General features: G+C 51.6%; 19 protein-coding genes. 14 read left to right on the plus strand and 5 right to left on the minus strand.

Annotation, left to right across the window (positions count from 1 at the left end; genetic code table 11):
* The first annotated feature begins 154 nt into the window (after positions 1-154).
* From BD_RS07005 to dut, 12 genes are all read left to right on the plus strand, one after another.
* Entirely contained in the window at positions 155-1,351 is a 1,197-nt protein-coding gene (locus BD_RS07005; protein WP_011164024.1) for a hypothetical protein, read from the plus strand.
* Positions 1,352-1,507: 156 nt separating this feature from the next.
* The gene (locus BD_RS07010) at positions 1,508-2,137 is read left to right on the plus strand and encodes a peptidylprolyl isomerase (RefSeq protein WP_144313809.1); all 630 of its coding nucleotides are present in this window, start codon (positions 1,508-1,510) and stop codon (positions 2,135-2,137) included.
* A 41-nt stretch (positions 2,138-2,178) separates the two neighbouring features.
* Positions 2,179-2,577 (plus strand): GNAT family N-acetyltransferase, encoded by a 399-nt coding sequence (locus BD_RS07015; protein ID WP_226988094.1) that lies wholly within the window; start codon positions 2,179-2,181, stop codon positions 2,575-2,577.
* Between the two features lie 238 nt (positions 2,578-2,815).
* A complete protein-coding gene (locus tag BD_RS07020) occupies positions 2,816-3,319 on the plus strand; it encodes a ribosome maturation factor RimP (RefSeq protein ID WP_226988095.1) in 504 nt (167 codons plus the stop codon).
* Positions 3,320-3,334: 15 nt separating this feature from the next.
* The gene (nusA, locus tag BD_RS07025; protein WP_011164028.1) at positions 3,335-4,723 is read left to right on the plus strand and encodes a transcription termination factor NusA; all 1,389 of its coding nucleotides are present in this window, start codon (positions 3,335-3,337) and stop codon (positions 4,721-4,723) included.
* A gap of 101 nt (positions 4,724-4,824) precedes the next feature.
* Positions 4,825-7,752, plus strand: coding sequence for a translation initiation factor IF-2 (gene infB, locus BD_RS07030; protein ID WP_011164029.1), 2,928 nt, complete (start codon positions 4,825-4,827; stop codon positions 7,750-7,752).
* Positions 7,752-8,156 (plus strand): 30S ribosome-binding factor RbfA, encoded by a 405-nt coding sequence (gene rbfA / locus BD_RS07035; protein WP_011164030.1) that lies wholly within the window; start codon positions 7,752-7,754, stop codon positions 8,154-8,156. The genes infB and rbfA overlap by 1 nt, the downstream gene beginning before the upstream one ends.
* Positions 8,146-9,072: a tRNA pseudouridine(55) synthase TruB gene (truB, locus tag BD_RS07040; RefSeq protein ID WP_011164031.1), complete on the plus strand. Its 927-nt coding sequence runs from the start codon at positions 8,146-8,148 to the stop codon at positions 9,070-9,072. The genes rbfA and truB overlap by 11 nt, the downstream gene beginning before the upstream one ends.
* Before the next feature lie 130 nt (positions 9,073-9,202).
* Positions 9,203-9,472, plus strand: a complete 270-nt coding sequence (gene rpsO / locus BD_RS07045) for a 30S ribosomal protein S15 (RefSeq protein ID WP_011164032.1) — start codon at positions 9,203-9,205, stop codon at positions 9,470-9,472.
* A 100-nt stretch (positions 9,473-9,572) separates the two neighbouring features.
* Positions 9,573-11,666, plus strand: coding sequence for a polyribonucleotide nucleotidyltransferase (pnp, locus tag BD_RS07050; protein ID WP_011164033.1), 2,094 nt, complete (start codon positions 9,573-9,575; stop codon positions 11,664-11,666).
* 3 nt (positions 11,667-11,669) lie between these two features.
* Positions 11,670-12,938 (plus strand): M16 family metallopeptidase, encoded by a 1,269-nt coding sequence (locus BD_RS07055; protein ID WP_011164034.1) that lies wholly within the window; start codon positions 11,670-11,672, stop codon positions 12,936-12,938.
* A 19-nt stretch (positions 12,939-12,957) separates the two neighbouring features.
* Positions 12,958-13,407, plus strand: coding sequence for a dUTP diphosphatase (gene dut / locus BD_RS07060; RefSeq protein ID WP_011164035.1), 450 nt, complete (start codon positions 12,958-12,960; stop codon positions 13,405-13,407).
* A gap of 466 nt (positions 13,408-13,873) precedes the next feature.
* Here the strand turns inward: dut and BD_RS07065 are convergent, their stop codons facing one another.
* From BD_RS07065 to BD_RS07085, 5 genes are read right to left on the minus strand one after another with little or no spacing between them, the layout of a single operon-like run.
* Positions 13,874-14,452 carry a Yip1 family protein gene (locus tag BD_RS07065; RefSeq protein WP_011164036.1) on the minus strand — a complete coding sequence of 193 codons (579 nt, stop codon included), beginning with the start codon at positions 14,450-14,452 and terminating at the stop codon, positions 13,874-13,876.
* A 42-nt stretch (positions 14,453-14,494) separates the two neighbouring features.
* Complete coding sequence (locus tag BD_RS07070) at positions 14,495-15,157, minus strand: hypothetical protein (protein ID WP_011164037.1); 663 nt, start codon at positions 15,155-15,157, stop codon at positions 14,495-14,497.
* Positions 15,158-15,197: 40 nt separating this feature from the next.
* A complete protein-coding gene (locus BD_RS07075) occupies positions 15,198-17,534 on the minus strand; it encodes a translocation/assembly module TamB domain-containing protein (protein ID WP_011164038.1) in 2,337 nt (778 codons plus the stop codon).
* The gene (locus tag BD_RS07080) at positions 17,534-19,255 is read right to left on the minus strand and encodes a BamA/TamA family outer membrane protein (protein ID WP_011164039.1); all 1,722 of its coding nucleotides are present in this window, start codon (positions 19,253-19,255) and stop codon (positions 17,534-17,536) included. The genes BD_RS07075 and BD_RS07080 overlap by 1 nt, the downstream gene beginning before the upstream one ends.
* Positions 19,256-19,303: 48 nt before the next feature.
* Positions 19,304-19,963, minus strand: coding sequence for a hypothetical protein (locus BD_RS07085; protein ID WP_041583714.1), 660 nt, complete (start codon positions 19,961-19,963; stop codon positions 19,304-19,306).
* 78 nt (positions 19,964-20,041) lie between these two features.
* On the opposite strand from BD_RS07085, the gene BD_RS07090 reads away from it, so the two are divergent.
* Both BD_RS07090 and BD_RS07095 read left to right on the plus strand, forming a co-directional pair.
* The gene (locus tag BD_RS07090) at positions 20,042-20,482 is read left to right on the plus strand and encodes a hypothetical protein (protein WP_011164041.1); all 441 of its coding nucleotides are present in this window, start codon (positions 20,042-20,044) and stop codon (positions 20,480-20,482) included.
* A gap of 43 nt (positions 20,483-20,525) precedes the next feature.
* Positions 20,526-21,221: a polyprenol monophosphomannose synthase gene (locus BD_RS07095; RefSeq protein ID WP_011164042.1), complete on the plus strand. Its 696-nt coding sequence runs from the start codon at positions 20,526-20,528 to the stop codon at positions 21,219-21,221.
* Positions 21,222-21,223 lie beyond the last annotated feature (2 nt).

Genomic DNA, 21,223 nt, shown 5'->3' on the forward strand with positions numbered 1-21,223 from the left:
CGGCAAAAGCCCCTTTCCGGTGGTGGGGCCGAGACACCGGGGATATCAATAACTTAGACGCCGGCGACGCTTTTTGGCGCTGTTGGCATCAGGCTTGCTCTATGCGACCAGTGACTAAAAGGTTTTTATATAACCAGAACCACGAGGAGATCCTATGAAAAAGTATTTCTATATACTTGCAGCCTTGAGCATCGCACCGTCGTTTGCTCTTGCTCAAAGTATTGAAAGCGATGTTGATGCTGAGCTTGATCAAATGTATTCAAGCCAGACAGCACCTGCTGCTCCAGCCGCTCAGGCCGGAATTGCCAACACCGCACCGGTAAGCGGTCAGCCTATTTATATCCTGAATCAGGCGACACCGACTTCCACAGCTCAGTTGCAACAGCAACAAATCCAGAAGCAGCCTACAACTATTATTGAGGCTTCTCCGCTGACTGAAAGCCGCGCGGAACAAATCCGTCGTGCCCGTCAGGACGCTGAAATGCAGACTGAGCAGCGCATTGTTGAAAAACTTGAATCTGCCCGTATGGAAGATGAGAAAAAACGCGCTAACGTTCTATTTGGTGACAAGTTCAATCAAATGAACGAACAGCAGCAACAACAGCCTCAAGCTGTTCAGCAGCCTGTGTACGCACAGCCTGTTCAGGTTCAGCAGGTTGAAGAACCAAAAGAAAACACCCGCGACATCATTCGTGAGGAACTGGCTGCGGCCATGAAAGTGGAAGAAGAAACAGCTTTGGCTCCAATCGAAACCAAGTATGTTGCCGGTATCGTCGGGGTGGGTGACTATCCAGATGTTAAGAACGTCAAAGGCAACTACTCTTTGGGTGTGGCTTTCGGTAATAAATATGACAACTTCGTGATCGAGGGTTCTTTCCTTTACTCCAACTATACAGTTGAAGGTCAAGGTTACTACTCTGGTGGCTACGGTTATAACGGTTACAACAACTATCCGTACAACAACGCCAGCACCTGGATCCCGAACAACATCGACGTGAACCAGTACTCTGGTCAGTTGGCTGCGAAAGTTCAGTTGTTCAGCGGTATCATCAAGCCAGTCATTGGTGGTTTGGTGTCATACTCTTACAGATCTTTCAGCTGGTCTAACGACAACTACGGTTACTACAACGATACGACTGCGAACTCTCACGCGGTGGATATCGGTACTATCGTGGGTGCGGACCTTGAGTTCTCTCCGAAGTACTCTTTGGGTGTGGACTTCCGTTACATGTGGAATCTTTCCAGCCGTGTAAACGCAGAAAATACCTGGATGTCTGGACCTCAGTACGGGACTCCGATCGAAAAACTGCAGTATTACGTAATGTCTATTGTCGGTCGCGTAAATTTCTAATCTAATTAGAAAAGTAAGAAGTTAAATTCCTCAGTGGTTATCAACCCCCGCCCTAAAAAGCGGGGGTTGTGTTTTTTCGGGGGACAGCCCGGGGGGCCAAAGCGCCGGGCGGTGCGAAGGCTGGACTTCGTCGTGCTTTTTAAGCATAGTAATCCTATGCGCTTTCTTTTGATTTTCTTTTTTACGATTTCGGCCCAAGCGGCGACTCTGGTGACGGAGACGGTGGGACAGGTGTCTGATTATGTGGTCACCAGTCGGGAAGTGCAGATTTCCATGGTGATTGGGCAGGTTCTGGAGCCCAGTTCAAAGTTGCCTAAAAACACTTTGCCGGAAGTGCGGCCGGGGCAGCCGGGGTTTTCCGGGGCGGTGACTCAGGTGTTGCTGGAGCAGGTTGTGGTCTTGGAGGCGGAAAACTTCAATGTGGCCGGTGTTCCGGAGGCGGAAGTTGATGCGGCGGTGGCCAAGGTTGAAAAAGCGGTGGCGGGACGTGCCTATTGGGCGGGGATTGAGCCCACGGCGGCGGAAGTGCGCCGTTTCACCACGCGCAAGCTGGTGGCTAAAAGTTTTCTGAAATTCAAAACCAACTCCATGACCGGAATTATCACCGATCAGGAGGCGCAGGCTTATTACGAGAAAAACCGCGCCAAGTTCGGAAGTTCTCCGTTTGAGGATTTCCGCGACAACATCAAGGCGTTTCTGGCCCAGCAGCAGCTGGAAGAGCGCATCCGCTCGTGGTTTGAAGTTATTCAGCGTAAATACAAAGTGCGAAATTTCGTGGCGGAATAAGTATGCATGTGGAAGTTCTAAAAGGGCCACAGAAGCCCGCAATGCGTGCCCTGGTGGAGGCGATTCATGCCGAACAGGGGCTGGCCGCGTCTTTTTACTGGCCCCAGGATTTATTGGGGGCCGAGCTGGCCACGGCTGAAGCCATCGGAGTCTTTGAAGGTGAGGTTCTTACGGGTTTTGTCCTGTACCGTGAAACCCCGGATGTTTGGGAGATTTCGCTGGTGGCGACCCATCCTCAGTTTCGCCGTCGCGGCCTGATGGAGCACCTGTTGAGGCATATGATCGCCGCAAAGGGTCAAGGTCGGGCCTTGTGGCTGGAAGTTCATGAAGAGAATGTTTCTGCGCAAAAACTCTATGAAAAACTCGGGTTTACGGAAGTTCGCCGGCGCCCCCGGTACTATAAGGACGGGGCCACAGCGATTTTGTACTCACTATCCTGACCCACAAAGGGTCCAAGGGCTCAGCTCAGATAAACCCTTGCACTTCTTCGATTTTATTGTTAATTTAGATCCGTTCAATGGGCCCCGCAGGCCCATTTTTTTTTGTACCGGCCCCGCCCGGGCAGTTCCCACATGTCGACCCAAAACGTGCGACGAGGTAGCTGAGACAGGTTCTTAGGGGCTTGTTTGAGCTTATTTTATTTTAGGATTGAACGAAATGTCAGAGTCTCCATCTTGGATGGCAAAAGTAGAAAAGATCGCCAACGACGTCGCGGCCGCGCAGGGCTGTGTGCTTTACGATATTGAATTCGTTGGTTTGGGCAAGGGGCGCACGCTTCGTCTTTTCATCGACAGAGAAGAAGAAGGCGCAATCAGCATTGAGGATTGCACCAACGTGTCCCGCGGTTTGAGCGAAATTCTGGATGCAGATGAAGAGATGATTCCAGGTGGCGAATACAATCTGGAGGTTTCAACTCCGGGTCTGGATCGTCATCTTAAAAAACCATGGCACTTCAAAAAGGCGATTGGCAAAAAGGTTTACATCAAAACTACCAAGGCGCTGGAGTCCGTGGGAGTGGAAGACAAAAAATGGAAGAACGCCAAAACCGTCGAAGAGGTTCTTGAATCCGCCGACGAGCAGGGTGTTCGCTTTGTTGTGAAGGACGTGGAGATCAAAATCCCGTACGCGATGATCGACAGGGCAAAATTGGTTTTTGAATATACTAAAGGTCAGAAAAAGTAACGAGAGAGGAAAATCATGGCTGAAAATGTGTTTTCAGATCTTTCCAAGGTGATTGATCAAGTCGGAAAAGACAAAGGTATCGACAAACAGGTTGTTATCGATGCAATCACTCAGGGTATGCTGGTAGCTGCACGTAAAAAATACGGTACTTACCGCGAGATCGAAGCTGCATACAACGAAGACACCGGCGAAGTTGAACTGTTTGAGTTCAAAGAAGTTGTTCCTCGTGAAAAATACATCGATGAAGAAGTTGAGATTCCTCTTGATGAAGCTCAGAAGCTGGATCCAAATGTTCAGCTGGATGACTCCATTGGTATCAAAATGGAAGCTTCCGACCTGGGCCGTATCGCTGCTCAGACTGCAAAACAAATCATCATGCAGAAAGTGCGTGATGCGGAACGCAACATCATCTTCAATGAATTTGAAGAGCGCAAAGGCGAGATCGCTTCCGGTATCGCACGTCGTGTTGAAAAAGGCGCGATCGTTGTCGATTTGGGCCGCACTGAGGCTTACATTCCGCCTCGTGAACAGATCCCGGGCGAACAATACAAGCCAGGCGATCGCATTCAGGGTTACCTTTCTGAAGTTCGTCAGACGACACGTGGTCCTCAGATCATCATGTCCCGCGCTGATGAACGTTATTTGATGAAACTTTTCGAAATGGAAGTTCCAGAGATCTACGACGGTGTTGTGGAAATCATGGCAGCCGCTCGTGAACCAGGACAGCGCGCGAAAATCGCGGTTCGTTCCAAAGACAACTCCGTGGACCCGGTAGGGGCTTGCGTGGGTATGAAGGGTTCCCGTGTTCAGAATATCGTTCAGGAGCTTCGTGGCGAGAAAATCGACATCGTTCCTTGGGACGAGGATATCACTCGTTTCGCGTGCAACGCTTTGGCGCCTGCGGAAATCTCCCGCGTGTTCCTGGATGATGCCAACCGCGAAATGGAAATCGTTGTTCCGGACTCTCAATTGTCTTTGGCTATCGGTAAACGTGGTCAAAACGTGCGTCTGGCAGCGAAACTGACAACTTGGAAGCTGGATATCATTTCTGAATCTTCAGCGGCTTCCCGCACAGCGGAATCCATCTTCAATCTGATGTTGATCCCGGGCATGAGCGAAACCATGGCTCAGAACATCTTCCAGTCCGGCTTCGGTTCATTCCAGGCTGTGGCGACGGCGGCTGTTGAAGAGCTGATGACAATCCCTGGTTACGACGATCCAGACAAAGCCGAAAAGCTTTCCAAAGAAGCCAAAGGCCTGGTTGCGAAGTATGAATCTGAAGGTGTGCCGGTTCCAACCGCTCCTTCAGTTGCCAAGGACAAAGGTTCCAACGTGTCTGCAAAAGAGCAGGCCGATCTTCTGTTGAAGCAAGAGTTGAAAAAACTCGAAGCTGAAGAAGAGTAGTATTTAGTTATTTGGATAGAGAACAACAACGCCGCCCCGGCAAAGTATCGGGGTGAGGCAGGCTGCCCCGGAAAGTTCCGGGGTCTAAGCAGGGAGACTGAGTGAGTAATCCAAAGGTTTTTGAATTTGCAAAAGAGATCGGGATGACCCCGCTGGCCCTCATGGATAAGATCCGCGAGTGGCACTTGCCGGTGAAGAGCCACATGGCGGAGCTGGAGCCCGAAGTTCTGGAGCAGATTAAAATTAAACTCAGCGGCGGTGAGAAATCCGGCGATGAGGCCAAACCAAAAAAGACAGCGGCTCGCAAAGCGGCGCCGAAAAAGGCGGCTGTGGCTGCTCCGGTTCCGGAAGCTGATGCTTCTTCGGCGGCGGCCAAAACTCCTGTGATTCGTCGTAAAAAAGACGAAGTGCCTGCTGAGGCTCCAAAAGCCAAAGTGGTGGCGAAGCCTGAAGGCGAAGTTGAAGAGGCGGCAGCGGCTCCTAAAACCACACGTGTCGTGGTGAAAAAGCCGGCTGTAAAAGCAGAAGCGGAAGAAGTTGAAGAAACTCCGGAAGTGGAAGCGGCCGCCCCAGTTGAAGAAAAAGCTCCTGTTAAAGCAGCTGTGAAAGAGGAAGCGCCGGCTCCGGTTGAAAAGCCAGAACCCGTGGTTGCCAAAGAAGTTCCTGCCGCTCCAGTGGCAGCAGCTCCTGAAGCCCCGGCTCCTCAGGCACGCAAGAAGGAAGTTGTTGTGGGCACGAGCGGTGTATCCAGCTCGGCAACACCGGCTTCCGCTCCTAAAAGAAATATTATTGGACGCATGGATCTTTCCCGCGTTCAGTCCCAGGCTCCGCAGCGCCCTCAAGGCGAACGCCCTGCAGGTGGATTCACTCCACGTGCCGGTGGCGAACAGCGTGGTGCCAGCGCCAGCTTCACCGGACAGCGTCCGGGGGGCTTCAACCGCCCTGCGGGCGGCGCGCCGACGCGCAACATCCGCACAGGTTTCGTGGCAGCCAACCAGCCGCCTGAACCTATCGTAGAAACGGGTGCTGATCGTGGCGGTCGTGACTTCGACAAGCGCAAACGCACCTTTGGCCCTTCTGCTCCGGCGGCAGGCCCAGCGGCTGCCGGTCGTGGTGCTGGTGAAAAAGAAGAAGTTGTAGTCAGCTTCAACGCGGTTGAATTCCGTAAGCGTGAGATGGTCTTCCAGCCTAAAAAGAAAAAAGGTCTGTTGGATCGTGACGCCATGAAAACTCAGATCACGACTCCTTCCGCGCACAAACGTGTCGTGAAGGTGAATAACACTATGAAATTGAGCGACCTGGCCATGGAAATGGGTCTGAAGGCGCCTCAATTGGTTCGTGAACTGATGAAACAGGGTGTGATGGCCAACATGAACATGGATCTGGATTTCGACACGATCGCCTTGATCGTTCCGGAGTTTGGTTGGGAAGCACAAAACGTATTTAAAACGGCGGACGAAGTTGCTGAACAGACGGCATTCGGTGATCTGGATGCAGCTCCAGTGACTCGTCCTCCAGTAGTAACTGTTATGGGTCACGTCGATCACGGTAAAACATCCCTTTTGGATGCGATTCGCAATGCGGACGTGGCCAAAGGTGAGGCCGGCGGTATCACACAGCACATTGGTGCTTACAGCGTGAAAATCGAAGACGGCAGCCTGATCACATTCCTGGATACCCCGGGCCACGAAGCCTTCACGGCTATGCGTGCTCGTGGTGCCAACGCCACTGACATCGCGATCATCGTGGTGGCGGCGGATGACGGTATGATGCCTCAGACTCAAGAGGCGATTAACCACGCCAAAGCAGCGGGCGTACCAATCATCGTGGCAGTGAATAAAATTGATAAACCAGGCGCCAACCCAGAGCGTATCAAGCAACAGTTGACTGAGCTTGAAATCGTTCCTGAGGAGTGGGGTGGATCCACGATCTTCTGCGAAGTTTCTGCATTGAAGAAAACGGGTATCACTGAATTGCTGGAGCAGATCAAATTGGTTGCGGAAGTGGCCGAATTGAAAGCAAATCCAAAACGTTCCGGTACCGGTCTGGTAATCGAAGCGAAAATGGAAAAAGGCAAAGGCCCTGTGGCGACTTTGCTGGTTAAAGACGGTACGGTTGAAGTGGGTCAGTACATCGTTGCTGGTACCATGAAAGGCCGCGTTCGTTCTTTGACCAACGACCGTGGTGAGCGTGTTCAGTCCGCGGGTCCTGGTATCCCTGTTGAGGTGCTGGGTCTTGAGGCGGTTCCTGCTGCCGGTGACAAGTTCGACATCGTGAAAGACGAAGTCACGGCGACCAAGGTTTCTGAATTGAGAAAAGAGCAGGCTGAAAAAGCGGCAGCAACTCCGGCGGCTAAATTGTCTCTGGACGAAGTGTTTGCGAAAGTAAAAGCCGGCGACGTGAAAGAGCTAGCGATCGTGTTGAAAGCCGATGTGCATGGTTCTTTGGAAGCGATCAACGGAATGCTTGCCAAACTTTCCACTCCGGAAGTTAAAGCTCGTGTTATCCACTCTGCAGTGGGTGGTATCAACGAGGGTGATATCGTTCTTGCCAACACGGCAAAAGGTATCGTTCTGGGCTTCAACGTACGTCCGGATCTGGGCGCACAGGCGAAAGCAAAACAAATGGGCGTGGATGTTCGTACGTATTCTATCGTGTACGAGCTGATCGACCAGATGAAGGCGGCCATGGGCGGTCTGTTGTCTCCGGATATCGTCGAAGAAGTCCTGGGTCGTGCAGAAGTGCGTAACGTGTTCACTGTTCCTAAAGTTGGTACGATTGCAGGTTGCTTCGTTATCGATGGTAAAGTTCAGCGTAACGCGAGCATCCGTTTGCTGCGTGAAAATAAAATTGTATACGAAGGCAAAATTGCCTCCCTTAAACGCTTCAAAGACGACGCCAAAGAAGTGGCTTCCGGCTATGAGTGCGGTATCGGTATCGAGAACTACAACGACGTTAAAGTGGGTGACCAGATGGAAGCCTTCGTTAAAAAAGAAGTGGCTCGTGAGCTAGAGGGCGGAGCTAACTAATGAAGAATATGGGTGATGGGCGCCGTATTGCCCGCGTTGAGCGTGAAATTCAAGCGACCATTGCTCAGTTCCTGATTCGTGGTTTCAAAACACCGTTGCCAGGTCTGGTGACGGTGGCTTCTGTAAAAATGCCTGCGGATCTTCGTGCGGCAAAAGTTTATGTCAGTATTCTTGGAGACGAAAAGCAACAGGATGAAGCCCTGGATCTTCTTCAAGAGCGTGCCTTTGAAATTCAGAACTACATCGGCAAAGAGCTGAAAATGCGTTATTGCCCGAAGTTGACCTTTTACCTGGATCACGCCACCGAGCAGGTGCTGAAGGTTGAAAAAATCCTTCACGAGCTTGAGCTTGAGCGCAAGGCCAATAACCCTGGCGAAGGTTCCGACGAATCCGATGACGAATAAAAATCAATTCAATGGTCTGCTGCTGGTGGATAAACCTTCAGGGATCTCCAGCCATGACGTTGTGGCGCGTTTGCGCCGCATTCTTTCCACGCGCGCTGTGGGGCATTCCGGCACTCTGGATCCCATGGCTTCGGGTCTGATGGCCTGTCTGGTGAACGAGGGCACAAAACTTAGCCAATACATTCTGGAAGGCGACAAGGGCTACCGCCTGCGTGCGCAGTTCGGGATTCGCACCGACACCCTCGACACGACCGGCGAAACTTTGGAAACCCGTCCCACGGATCATTTGACCCGGGAACTGATCCTGTCCGAGGCCCTCAAGCTTCAGGGCGAGATGGAAGTTGAAGTGCCTATTTACTCGGCAATCAAGGTTCAGGGTAAAAAGCTTTATGAATACGCCCGGGGCGAGCAGGAAGTGACCATTCCCAAGAAGGTCATGAAGTTCTGGGATATTGAACCTGTGGAAATCGGCTCTGATTGGGCAGAATTTGATATCAAATGCAGTAAGGGCAGCTATATCCGCACCTGGATCGACCTGCTGGGTAAGGCCTTGGGGTGTGGGGCGGCGATGAGCGGCCTGCGCCGGACGTGGTCTTCACCGTATAAAATTGACCAGGCTCAGACTCTGGAGCAGATCGAGGCTTCGGTCAAAGGCGGCTCTTTAGGCCCTGCTTTTGTTCCCATGGAGCTGGCGCTGCCTCAGGTGAAACGTATTCGAATCAAGGGGCAAGACAAGGTCCTTTTGGGGAATGGCCAGATCAGCCATGACCTCAGATCCCAGCTTATTTCGGCCTTCAATCCCGATGTGGACCAGTACATTCAGGTTCTGGCCCAAGAGGGGGGCGAGCTTTTGGCCGTTATTGGCCTGGAGCCCGGCCGGGGGTTCGTTCTACGCAGGGTATTTAAATACTCTTGACCCGTTTGGGGCTTGGGTTTAAACCATAACTTCACAAAAAATCTCTCTGGAGCGACAGCCATGACGCCCGAGGGGGATGTGATAACTAAAACCATTTCAGGGCAACCTGGAAACACTTAAGGAGACGCTAATGGCAGTCACTAAAGATCAAACATCTCAGATCGTAAAAAAATTCAAAACTTCTGACCTGGACACTGGTTCCTCTGAAGTTCAAATCGCTCTTTTGACAGCGAAAATCAACGATTTGACAAACCACTTTGCGAAACACAAAAAAGACCACCACGGCCGTCGCGGTTTGGTGACTATGGTTAACAAAAGAAGAAAACTTTTGGACTACCTACATCGCAAAGATGTTAAAAAATACCAAGACCTTATCAAGGCTTTGGATATCCGTAAGTAATCAAAAGATTCTAAATGCAATGAAGGGGCGCAGAGCCCCTTCGTCGTTTCAAGCCACAGCAGCAGAGCATAAGGCTCTGTGATAACTTCAAGGAGATTTAATGAAAACGACTGTCACAACATCGGTGGGTGGAAAACAAATTACCATCGAAACAGGCCGTTTGGCGAAACAAGCGGATGGCGCCGCTTTGGTAAGCTCCGGTAACAACATGGTTCTTGTTACTGCAACTTCCTCAAAAAAAGCCTCTGAACTGGATTTCTTCCCTCTGACTGTTGAGTACATTGAGAAGTTCTACGCAACAGGCAAAATCCCAGGTGGTTACTTCAAACGTGAAGCAAAACCAACCAACGACGCGGTTCTGATCGCTCGTCTTATCGACCGTCCAATCCGCCCTGTATTCCCTGAAGGCTACCGCCACGAAACACAAATCGTTGCGACGGTGTTGTCTGCGGATGGCGCATTCCCACTGGAAATTCTAGCGAGCCTTGGTGCATCCGCGGCTTTGCATTGCTCTGACATTCCATTCAACGGCCCGACAGCAGCTGTGCAAATCGCACGCGTTGACGGTCAGTTCGTTGCCAATCCAACTCCACAGCAGATGGAAAAATCTGACATGGACATGATCGTTGCGGGTACTCGCAATGGTTTGTTGATGGTTGAAGGTGAAACGAAATTCATCTCTGAAGCAGACGCCTTGGCAGCCTTGAAATTCGGTCACCAGTCTTTGATTCCTCTTCTGAACGCACAGGATGAGTTGCGTGAAAAAGCCGGTTCTGTGGCGAAACGCGCTTTCACTGCTCCATCCATCGATGCAGACTTCAAAGCCAAAGCTGAAAGCCTGTTGAGACCTAAAATTGCGGCGGCTCTTTCCATCAAGGAAAAACAAGACCGTTATGCAGCTGCCAACGAAGCAGCAGCAGAAGCTGAAAAAGCTCTTCTTGCTGACATCGCTGACAAAGAGCTTTTGAAGCAGCGTAAAAAAGAACTGAACTCTATCGTTGAAGATCTGAAATACCAGGAAGCTCGTTCCATGATTCTGGATCGCGCTGTTCGTATCGACGGTCGTGACGTGAAAACTGTTCGTCCTATCGCGAACGAAGTGGGTATCCTGCCTCGCGCTCACGGTTCCGGCTTGTTCACCCGTGGTGAAACTCAAGTATTGGGCACTGTGACTTTGGGTACGGCTGATGACGAACAAATGGTGGATTCACTGTTGGGTCTTCAGAAGCGCAAGTTCATGCTTCACTACAACTTCCCTCCATACTCTGTGGGTGAAGTGGGTCGTATGTCCGGTACCAGCCGTCGTGAGATCGGTCACGGTAACCTGGCTGAGCGCGCGATCAAAGCGGTTCTTCCAGACTTCGAAAAATTCCCTTACACAATCCGTATCGTGTCTGAAGTTTTGGAATCCAATGGTTCCTCTTCCATGGGTACTGTTTGCTCCGGTATCATGGCATTGCTTGACGCCGGTGTTCCTTTGAAAGGCAACGTTGCCGGTGTGGCAATGGGGCTGATCAAGGAAGGTGACCGCGTTGCGGTTCTGACGGACATCCTTGGTGACGAAGATCACCTGGGTGACATGGACTTCAAAGTGGCGGGTTCTCCTGCGGGTATCACTGCTTTGCAGATGGATATCAAAATTGACTCTGTTTCCTTCGAAGTGATGGAGCAGGCTTTGGCGCAAGCTAAAGAAGGCCGCGCTCACATCCTGAACGAAATGGAAAAAGTGATGAAGGTTCCTCGTGGTCAGATCTCTGAATTTGCACCTCGTATCGAAACCATCAAAATCAAGCCAGACAAGATCCGTGAAGTGATCGGCTCCGGTGGTAAAGTGATCCGTGGTATCACTGAAGCTACTGGCGTTAAGATCGAGATCCAGGACGACGGTACTATCAACATCGCGTCTGCTGATCCGGAAGCAACCAAGAAAGCAATTGCAATGATCAACGACATCATCGCTGAAGCTGAAGTGGGCAAGACCTACAAAGGCCGCATCGTGAAAATCGCTGAGTTCGGTGCTTTCGTTGAAATCCTTCCGAACACACAAGGTCTTTTGCACATCTCTGAAATCTCCAACGAACGTGTACGCGCAGTTTCTGACGTACTAAAAGAAGGTGAAATCATCGATGTGAAAGTTCTTGAAGTGGACCGTTCTGGTCGCGTCAAGCTTTCCCGCAAGGCTTTGCTACAGTAATAGATGAATACAAAGTTCAAAAAATCTGAACTTTCTAACGGGATCCGGGTGGTGAGTGAACTCCATCCAGGGTCCCGTGCCGTTTCTATGGGTATTTGGGTTTTGACGGGCACTCGGGATGAAACTCCTGACGTGGCCGGGATCTCTCACTTGCTTGAGCACCTTGTGTTCAAGGGCACCAAAACCCGTTCAGCCTATCAAATTGCCAAATCCTTGGAAGCTCTGGGCGGAGAGCTGAATGCTTACACCACCCGCGAGTACACTTGTTATCATGCTCTGGTTCTGAAGGATCACTGGGAAAAAGCCCTGGATGTTCTGGCAGACCTGGTTTCGAACATGAAGCTGACCCAGAAGGAGTTCGACCTTGAAAAAGGCGTGATCCTTCAGGAAATCGCCATGTCCGAAGACAGCCATGAAGACATGGTCTATGACGTGTTCTATGAACAGGTCTATGGCGCACATCCATTGGGTCGTCCTATTCTGGGTACGCCGGTATCGGTGGCGCGCATGAAGCAGACCCAAGTGATGAACTATTATAAAAAAACCTACACCGGCAAAAATATCATCGTCAGCGCCTCCGGGTGCATTGATCATGATGATCTGATGGCCGGGATCCAAAAGCGCCTGGGCGCAAAAAAGAAAAGCGAACTGAAGAACACCCGTCGCGTGCCACGCTGGTTGAACCGTCGTCACGTCGTTGAAAAACAGGCGGAGCAGGTTCACATGCTGTTGGGTCTTCCGACAGCCAGCTTCCAGGACAAACACCGTTTTGAGGCGGTGGTCACCAACACTTTGCTGGGCGGGGGGATGACCTCGAAGCTGTATCAAAGTGTGCGTGAAAAAAGAGGTCTGGTTTATTCCATTCACTCCAGTCTGAACACCAACATTGATTCCGGCATGCTGACAATTTATGCCGGCACCGAGGCGAAAAACGCGCGCAAGGTGGGGGATCTGATTTCGAAAGAGTTCGCCAAGATCCGCAAAGCGGGTGTGACCAAGGCGGATGTTGAGATGTGTAAAACTCAAGTCATCGGCAGTATCCTGCTGGGATCTGACGACATTGAAAACCGCATGACCTCACTGGCCGTGAACGAGATGGTCTTTGGCCGTTATCGCGCGGTAGAGTCCGTCATTGATGAAATCAAAGCAGTGACAGTGGATTCAGTGAATGAGTATATTCGCAACGTCCTGGATCTGGACAAAGCCGCAGGCGTTCTGCTGGGACCTGAAGTGACCAAGCTTCAGGACTGGTGGCAAGATCTAAAACTGTAAATTTTGGGAAGGGCATCATATGCAAAAACTGGCTGTAAAAATCAAAAAACTCGAAAACTTCCATGGCGATCTGCCTCAGTATCAGTCTTTGGGCGCCAGTGGTTTCGACGTGCGTGCCCAGCTTGCAGGTCCAGTGGTTTTGAACCCGGGCGAAAGAGCGATGATCCCAACCGGCCTCAGTTTCGAAATCCCACTGGGTTACGAAATCCAGGCGCGCCCCCGCAGCGGCTGGGCAGCAAAAAGCGGCCTGACTGTCCTGAACACTCCGGGCACCATCGATGCTGACTATCGCGGCGAAGTAAAAATCATCGTGATCAACCTGGGCAACGAAGCGGTCACCATCAACGATCAAGAGCGTTGTGCTCAACTGGTGCTAGCACCCGTAATCCAAGCACAATTCGAACTGGTTAACGAACTAAGCGACACCGAGCGTGGCGCAGGCGGGTTCGGCTCCACTGGAAGAGCTTAAGCGCGACCGTTGAAAAAGGCCCATCTGACTTCGTTGTCGGGCCTTTCGCTTCACTTCGACGTGCAGGAGCACGCCTCCGTTGCGCGAAAAACCCTCCGCGTGGCAATCGGACCTCCTGTCCGATTCCCTTCGGGCAAGGCTCGAATGGCCTTCATGGCCATTCGATGCATCTGGACCTTTTTGAACGGTCGCTTGTTTTGGTGGTAGAGGGGAAAATTATGAAGCAACGTCAAAAAGAGCACCTTTAGGTGCTCTTTTTTTGTTTCAAGATAAGCCCGTTGTTAAATTTAACCCGAGAAAGAGGGGCTGTCTTGGCTCTGGCAGACTGATGCCAGAAACGGAAGCGACCTCCGTGGGCGCCACGATGGCGCGCACCCGCGCGCAGCGCGGGCCACGGCAGAGCCCGGACGGCGTGTCGCGGAGTTGCAGGCAGCAGACTGACGGAGCCAAGACAGGCCCGTCGTATCTACCCCAGGCGTTCAAGACGGGAGATGTCGATTCTGTTCCAGAGCCAGATGATGAAGACGATGGCGAACAGGATTGTGACTAATCTGAGGGCGCGGCGTTTTTCCATCTGGAAGTTTTCAGTCAGGCCCACCGCCATCAGCAGTGCGGTGAAGGCAAAGCCCAACAGGGTGATCGGTGGCAGCAGTTCAGATCCCACTTGGAAAATAAAGAACGGGATGTTCGCAAAGAGCACCAGCGTGAAGATCTTGCGCAGGGAACAGGTGCGTTTTTCAAAGACCTGGAAGTAATAGTAAATGAACAAAGAACCGATGAAGGTCGTCACGGCAGCGACCATCGGGGATACAATGATGCCACCCATGATGCGGAAGAAGTTTGGTGGGACAAGGCCGGTTAAAACTCCGGATAAGATCGACAGGGCCACCAACGTCATGATCAACAATGGCCAATTCCAGTCGGGAAGAGTTTTGATTTTTTCAACCGGGTGGCGAAGATAGTTGATGATATAGCGGATGACCTCTTTGGTCATTTCAAAAGAGGGCTGCTGCTTGTTCGGGGTGACGTCACGATAGTCGCTCATTCCATTATCTCACCACCACGATTTAGGTCTGGCAAGGTGTATTTAGGATTCCCGAAGATCCATCTCCGCCAAAGTTTGCGCGCGCTCAAGCAAACGGCCGGAGTTTTCAAGGGCTGTGGCGGGCAATGCCCCCAGTGAACTTAAGCTGTTCAAGTCCTTGCGACGGACCCACTGTTTGTGCAGATGATACCCCAGATGTAAGAACAGACTGCCTTTGGGAGTGTCCCTCATCTCGATCTCAGCGACCGGCAAAGGGAAGGCCCGCAAATCTCCGGGGCCGGTGTCTTTGCCGCTGTCGCAGATGCGTGTAATGCTCATCACGGACGGGGATCTTTTGCGTAAGACATCCTGGAATTCAGTGAACGTAGGTGTATCAAGTACCAGGTGGAATTTTCTATTCTGGGACTCCTGCTGATTCAGGAAATATTCAAATCTCTCCTGGCGCAGCCGGGGATTGTTCCAGGGCAGATGCAGAGTGAAGACCTCGTAGCCGTGTTCTGCCAAATAAGGTGTGTACAGATTCCAGTACGAACTGAAGTAAAACATCGAACGGGGGCCGGTCAGAAAAAGCACTGGCCAGCGAGTTAATAGACAATTGGGCTTTAGTTCAAACGCAAAGTCTTTGCGACGTCGGGCCCGGTTGGTCAACAAAGCCAAGCCCAGAAAGAAAACAGCCAGGGAAAGGGTCAATATAATTACGTCCACGTTTGATTATAGAAATTCTTCCGCAGAAAAATCAAGGCCTCTAGAACCGGCGCATCCATTCCAGCAAGGTTTGTACAACATCGGCGCGGCTGTCTTCCTGGCTCAGTTCCGTGCGCACGGACCAGTTGCCTCCAAGTCGGCGGCGCAAAGTGAACTGGCGTTGTTCGGTCATGTTCGACTGCATGCTAAAGGTGGTGTTGTCATCCAGACGCATTCGCGCGGTGTAGGACTGGCTGTTGGGATCATAGCTGATGGATTGAATCGGGGTCGAAGATAAAAACATCAGCGAGAACAAACCCAGGGCTCCGTCAGAAACGGCCCGGCTCATGTTCGATGTCGAGTTGACTTCGTCTTCATTCAGTTCATCCAAAGATTTGTCGAAGAGCAGCACCGAAAGGATCTGCTGCTGATTCAGCTGCGGGTCGCTTTCCAGATTCACGATTGGGCGTTGGGTGTTTCCCAGTAACAATATACGGATGTTCACTTCCGGATTGGAATAAGAGATCTTCCCGGAAAGTTCCGGAGCTACGGTGTCCGGGTGGAAGATTAAGTCCACATTGTTGACTGTGGCTTTTTTGCGGAAGAATTCAAACGGAAAGCTTTGCACCATGACTTTACCTTGGGGCTTACGATCACTTTGTACCTGCATGTCCAAGGCGACCGGCACCGGGCTTTGCAACAGGTTTGAAGAAATCAGCACGGGCTTTTCGGTTTTGATATTCACCGACCACAGCAGTTCAAACGGAATCCTGGATGTGGGGGCGGGTTTTTCCTCTTCAATAATATCCAGGTCTTTGCGCATAACAAAGCGCTTGTCGGGCAGAACTTGAGGAGGGACCGCCAGGCGCAGAGGCGGGGCCTGCAAATGCACGTCTTGCAAAACGACATCGGCATGAACCTTCAATCCCCGGGGTTTTAAAATCTTACCCAGTGTTTCCAGATCAGCAGTGGCCTTCACGAAGAGCTTTTGATTTTTGGAGCTTAAGCGGCTCTGCGCAGTGGCATCGGCCTGCAGGGGTGAATCCAGATCCGTTAGCTGCGCGTGCACATCAAGTTCGATGTCGCCGGTCAGCACATGCAGGGGAGCGGGCACGGCAAACGGGGTCGATTCGAACAGATCCTTCCAAACCACAAAGTCAGGGATGCGCAGGTGGATCTCGGTCGCGGCTTTGGCGGCGGTGAGTTGCAATGGCTTCTGCAGTTTGATTTCCACTTCGCCGGTAAGTTGAACTTGCGCTTGCAGGAAAGTGTTTGCGCCGCTCAGTTCAGCCTGCCCGTTAATTCTAAGACGCTCAGATGCGCCCTTGCCTTGCGTGTGCGCAGTCAGCGTGGCCGTCAAAATGGTGTCGACGCTTTTGATTCCCGCACGGTTCTTGTCAGGGGTGACCCGCAATCCGCATTGCAGGCCGGCTTTGGCAGGATACCCCTTTTCGGAATCAAGTGTCGCCTTCACTGCGCAGCTTTGCAGGCGCAGGGAAGTTTTGCGCCAGATGTTTTTTAGCTGAATGTCACCCAAAGTGACATTCAGTTCTTTATTCGACCAGTGCAGGTCCACGGCGGGGTTCAGTTTGATCTTTCCATAGCGGATCAATGGCTTTGCTTGGGCACGAAGATCGCGGCCCCAGTTCACACTCAGGGGCGTTTCGAGGCTCATGGACGGCAGCGATACGTGAGCTTTTCCATTCACCGAAAGCTTTTGTGAATCGAAAAGAATATTGGACTGGACCTTGGCGGCAAAAGTGCCTTCTTGCTCTGCCTGAGCGGCAAGATTGAAATTCAATTCGGATGTTTGATCACTTGGCAGACGAACCAGCTCGGCTTGCGCTAACAGAGGGGCGCCTTCCGGGAAATTGATCCGGACATTCTTGGCCGACAGGTGCAACGCCCCAATCAGATTAAAATCCAGCCCTTGTGGCATCACCTCGGAAAACGCGGGCAGTTTTAAGTCAGGCAGCAGGGACTTGGGCTCTTCCGGGGCTGCTTCTTTGGCTGGCAGGTTCAGGGTCAATTCGGAAACTTCCATGGTGACTTCACGCAACTGTTCAAGCTTTGGACGCCAGTTGGTGAAGGCCATCGCCACATCCACAGAAATGGCGGGCGCACAGGTGTGCAGTCGTGGCGCGTAGGACACGCATAGATTTTTTGCCGACACCTGAATGCGTTTGTGTGTCCAGTCCGGGCTTTCAAATTTAAAGCTCAGTTGATCCCAGGAAATCTTCAAGTTGTCAGGGGCATATTGCAAAGCCCAGCGTGCGTTTTTTTCGTTGATCACCAGCTCGGGTTTCATCCACACATACGCCAGGCCCGCAATCAGCAGTACGAAAATCAGCAAAACCAAGGCTACAAAAATCTTCAGGGACTTCATGAGCAACGCCATTAGAACTCCCTTCCGAAACTGAAGAAGAACTGATAGCCGGGGTCGACATCGTTCGGTACGGGATCAATGACAAAGCCCCTTCCAAGGGTTGCCCGCATGGAACCAATCGGGGAGCCCCAGCGCAGTCCGGCTCCGGGGGAATAGTATAGCGCAGAGCTCAGCTTCATGGAGGACTCGCCCCCTTTGGCGGCATCAAAAAAGATCAACGGCTGTAAGTTGTATGGAAGGACATCGCCCGCTCGTAACTCGAGGCCCTGATAGATGTAAGTCAAATAACCTTGTCCGTCCTGAGGCAACTGCTTACGGGCAAACCCGCGCAAGTCCGCATCACCCCCCATGAAGAAGCGCCAGTTGACCGGAATCTGATCGCTTTGGGTAAAACCATCCGGCAGAATGAAGGCCCCCATGGATCCACGCCAGCCCAAAATCAAAAACGGAGGGTCCCAATCCTGTAAATTCCAAAGCACCTGATGGCGCAAAGTCAGACGGTGCAGATCTTCGTTGGCGACGGCACCATCCACCTGCGAAGCGGAATTAAACGTGATCGTCCAGCCTTTCTGGGGGTCTGCCAAATAGTATTCATACATGTGACTGGTCAGACTGACTTCGGTGCCCAGATACAAAGAATCAATACGATAAGGCCCCGGTCCCCGAATGACATCCGTGCGAGTCAGATACGGCCCCAGTTGAAAACTGCTCGTCGCGGTGGACCACTCTTTTCCGAATGAAACTCCGGTTCCCATCTCATAAGTCATGGCCTCGTAGTTGCTTTCTGATTCGTGGCGAATTTTTGCGCCGCTGATCAGGTGGGTGCGCGAACTTAAGTCATCCAGAAAATAATGATAGTGGTTGAAGATGATGTACTGTTCGATGAACGAGGCATAAAGAGACGTTTCCAAAGAATCCGCAGCGGGTGTCAGGCGCGCTTGTTTGAAAGTCGATTTGATCAGGGCTCCGCCCTCAGAGTCAAAGCCGACTCCAAAGCTGAGCAAGCGGGGTTTGGCGGGAATCATTCGGCGCACGATCGAATAACTTCCGTCCTTCTGGCAGGCGATGTCGTAATAGGTGCTAAGAAACAAATCTTCATTCAGCACTCGGGTGGAGCTTAGCTCCAGCAGGCGAATGTCAAAAGGCTCACCCGGAAGAAGCGCGGAAAAGCGCTCCAGAATGGCCGGATCCAAATCCTCTTCGCCCATGGTCGGATAAGTGCCAAAGACGGCCGGTGTTCCCGCATTCACATCCAGCAGGAAGGTTTCTTCGTCGATGATTCCGCGGGACTCAACTTGAGGACACACATAGCCGTTTTCCTGCAGACGGCGCAGGGCCCACTTGTTGATCTCATCCAGGATGTTCGGAGTGAAGGGGCGATTCAGAATATACCGGCGCTTCTTCCACTCCCAAACGGGCGGGGCGTGCAGGACGTTGAGCTTTTTGACGTGGGACTTGGGCCCGGTCTGCACCAGAAGCAGATCTTTTTCATAGGTGAACTGGGCTTGGTGATAAGCGCGGCTTTGCAGGAAACTTTTCAGGAAAAAAATACGCTGGTTGTCCGGAATGCTTTTCCACGCGTCATTTTTGGGGGTGCCGCACAGCCAGTCTTTTTCGGTGTCGGTGAATTTGATCTCTTCCGTGCCTTCGATGCGAATGCCACACAGGGATGTGGTGGCCGCCTTGGCAGAAACAGAGATCAGAAGTGTCAGCAACAGCAGGAAAAAGGGCATGCCTAGAGTTAGCAGTTCTTAGGCATGCGGGCAAGGTCAGGGAATGATTTACAGGGATGTGTTCAGGCGGAAAGCGAAGTCAAAAGAGTTTTTGTCAGATGTGCGGTTCACCATGGCGGTGTGGGCGCTGACTTCAGCCCCCAGGGACAGGTGTTTGTGCACCTGAGCCATAAAACCCGTGGAAACAATCAGGGACGGTGTTGTTTCATTAACGCTAATACCTTTGGACGAGTCGCTGAAGCGCAGGAAGCGGTTGGAAAGACCCGAGCTGATGGAATAAGACCAGATGCTTTCCAGACGGTTGGTGTAACCGATTTTCAGATCCAGTTCGCGCAAAGTGAACTCTTCGCTGCCGGAAGAAGACACGCCGTAGTTTTTAAACACACCTTCAGAGTACCAGTTCGGAGAAAACAGATCCATCCCCAGGGACAGCTGAATGCCATTGGTGTGGCGGTTGAAGTTCTGATTGTTGGCGGAAATGTTGGTGAAAGAGTTGGCATAGCCAATGCCCGCGTGCAGGCGCACATCATCAAACGAACTCGTAGAGCTTTGGGTCACTTTTTGTTTTTTTGCGCTTAATTCATTGAGCAGGTCCTCATAGCTGACCTCTTCATACTCAGAGTCGCCGGAAGCGGCCTGGACCAAGGTGGGAGCGGTAAAGAGGGAAGCGGCGATCAAAGCGAACTGAATTGTTTTAATGATTTGCATACCCCATTCTATCAAGGCTTTGTCATTTTTCAAAAATTGATCTTTCGTTCTGGACCTTGTCTTTGGCAAACTGATTGTATGTTGTCGTTCTTTAAGACTCGCCATAACTGTTACTGTGCCTTCTGTAAAAGCCCCCGCCGTATTTATCGTCGCAAGAATATTTCATTGATGAATATTCTGGGCAGTGCCTTGGCATCCGTGGTGATTATGTTCGCCTTGTGGCAGCAGTATGATCCGCGTGTGATGGTGGCCTTTGTGGTGTGTCTGGCGATTTCTGAAGTCTTCGTGAAAATCCGCTGGAGACTGTCCGTGGTCTGCCGTGTGTGCGGGTTTGATCCTGTTCTTTATCTGAAGGCGCCGGAGCAGGCGGCGAGTAAAGTGAAAGAGCAGCTGGATGTTCGCCGTCAGGATCCTAAATATCTGCTGGCAAAACCTCTGAATTTGCCCGCAATTCCCGCAGACAAAGCGAAGGCCCTCCAGGATAAGGGCAAAGGCCGCTTGGTATCGCGGTCAATTTGATCTAAAGATTGCAAGTCGGGGCTCTTTGTGACAGCTTAGAGCCATGAAAAATCTGGTCGTAATTCCTACCTACAACGAAAAAGAAAATATTCAGGCGATTGTGCCTGCGGTATTGGCGCAGAACCTGGGTGTTGAAATTCTGGTTGTTGATGACAACTCTCCGGATGGCACTGGGGCCATTGTTCGTGAAATGCAAAAAAGCTTGCCACAGCTTCATATTCTTTCCCGTCCCGGCAAGCAGGGTTTGGGCAAGGCCTATATCGCGGGTTTCCGCTGGGCCATGGATCATGGCTTTGAGGGCATCATCGAAATGGATGCAGATTTTTCTCACCGTCCCGAGGACCTGGGGCCTTTGATCAAGACGATGGAAGCCAATGATTTTGCTGTGGGTTCCCGCTATGTGGATGGTGGTCGCACGGTGAACTGGGGTTTGATCCGCAAGATCATCTCCCGGGGGGGCGGCATCTATTCCCGATTGATTCTGGGCTTCCCGCTGAATGACTGGACAGGGGGCTTCAACGCCTGGAAAAAAGAGGTTCTGCACGGGATTGATCTTTCCACGGTTGAATCCAACGGTTACAGCTTCCAGATCGAATTGAAATACAAAGCTTTGAAAAAGGGTTTCAAAGGGGCGGAGTCTCCGATTGTCTTTGAAGACCGTCGTGTGGGCCAAAGTAAAATGTCTCTGAAAATTGTGCTTGAGGCTTTCTATCGTGTTTGGCTTATGCGTTTTAAATAGGG

It is taken from the genome of Bdellovibrio bacteriovorus HD100 (assembly GCF_000196175.1).
Classification (GTDB): domain Bacteria; phylum Bdellovibrionota; class Bdellovibrionia; order Bdellovibrionales; family Bdellovibrionaceae; genus Bdellovibrio; species Bdellovibrio bacteriovorus.

Coding starts and splice junctions, on each gene's coding strand:
- BD_RS07005 (WP_011164024.1), top strand. CDS start 155: ATGAAAAAGTATTTCTATATACTTGCAGCCTTGAGCATCGCACCGTCG.
- BD_RS07010 (WP_144313809.1), top strand. CDS start 1,508: ATGCGCTTTCTTTTGATTTTCTTTTTTACGATTTCGGCCCAAGCGGCG.
- BD_RS07015 (WP_226988094.1), top strand. CDS start 2,179: ATGCGTGCCCTGGTGGAGGCGATTCATGCCGAACAGGGGCTGGCCGCG.
- BD_RS07020 (WP_226988095.1), top strand. CDS start 2,816: ATGGCAAAAGTAGAAAAGATCGCCAACGACGTCGCGGCCGCGCAGGGC.
- nusA (WP_011164028.1), top strand. CDS start 3,335: ATGGCTGAAAATGTGTTTTCAGATCTTTCCAAGGTGATTGATCAAGTC.
- rbfA (WP_011164030.1), top strand. CDS start 7,752: ATGAAGAATATGGGTGATGGGCGCCGTATTGCCCGCGTTGAGCGTGAA.
- truB (WP_011164031.1), top strand. CDS start 8,146: ATGACGAATAAAAATCAATTCAATGGTCTGCTGCTGGTGGATAAACCT.
- rpsO (WP_011164032.1), top strand. CDS start 9,203: ATGGCAGTCACTAAAGATCAAACATCTCAGATCGTAAAAAAATTCAAA.
- pnp (WP_011164033.1), top strand. CDS start 9,573: ATGAAAACGACTGTCACAACATCGGTGGGTGGAAAACAAATTACCATC.
- BD_RS07055 (WP_011164034.1), top strand. CDS start 11,670: ATGAATACAAAGTTCAAAAAATCTGAACTTTCTAACGGGATCCGGGTG.
- dut (WP_011164035.1), top strand. CDS start 12,958: ATGCAAAAACTGGCTGTAAAAATCAAAAAACTCGAAAACTTCCATGGC.
- BD_RS07065 (WP_011164036.1), bottom strand. CDS start 14,452: ATGAGCGACTATCGTGACGTCACCCCGAACAAGCAGCAGCCCTCTTTT.
- BD_RS07075 (WP_011164038.1), bottom strand. CDS start 17,534: ATGGCGTTGCTCATGAAGTCCCTGAAGATTTTTGTAGCCTTGGTTTTG.
- BD_RS07080 (WP_011164039.1), bottom strand. CDS start 19,255: ATGCCCTTTTTCCTGCTGTTGCTGACACTTCTGATCTCTGTTTCTGCC.
- BD_RS07085 (WP_041583714.1), bottom strand. CDS start 19,963: ATGCAAATCATTAAAACAATTCAGTTCGCTTTGATCGCCGCTTCCCTC.
- BD_RS07090 (WP_011164041.1), top strand. CDS start 20,042: ATGTTGTCGTTCTTTAAGACTCGCCATAACTGTTACTGTGCCTTCTGT.
- BD_RS07095 (WP_011164042.1), top strand. CDS start 20,526: ATGAAAAATCTGGTCGTAATTCCTACCTACAACGAAAAAGAAAATATT.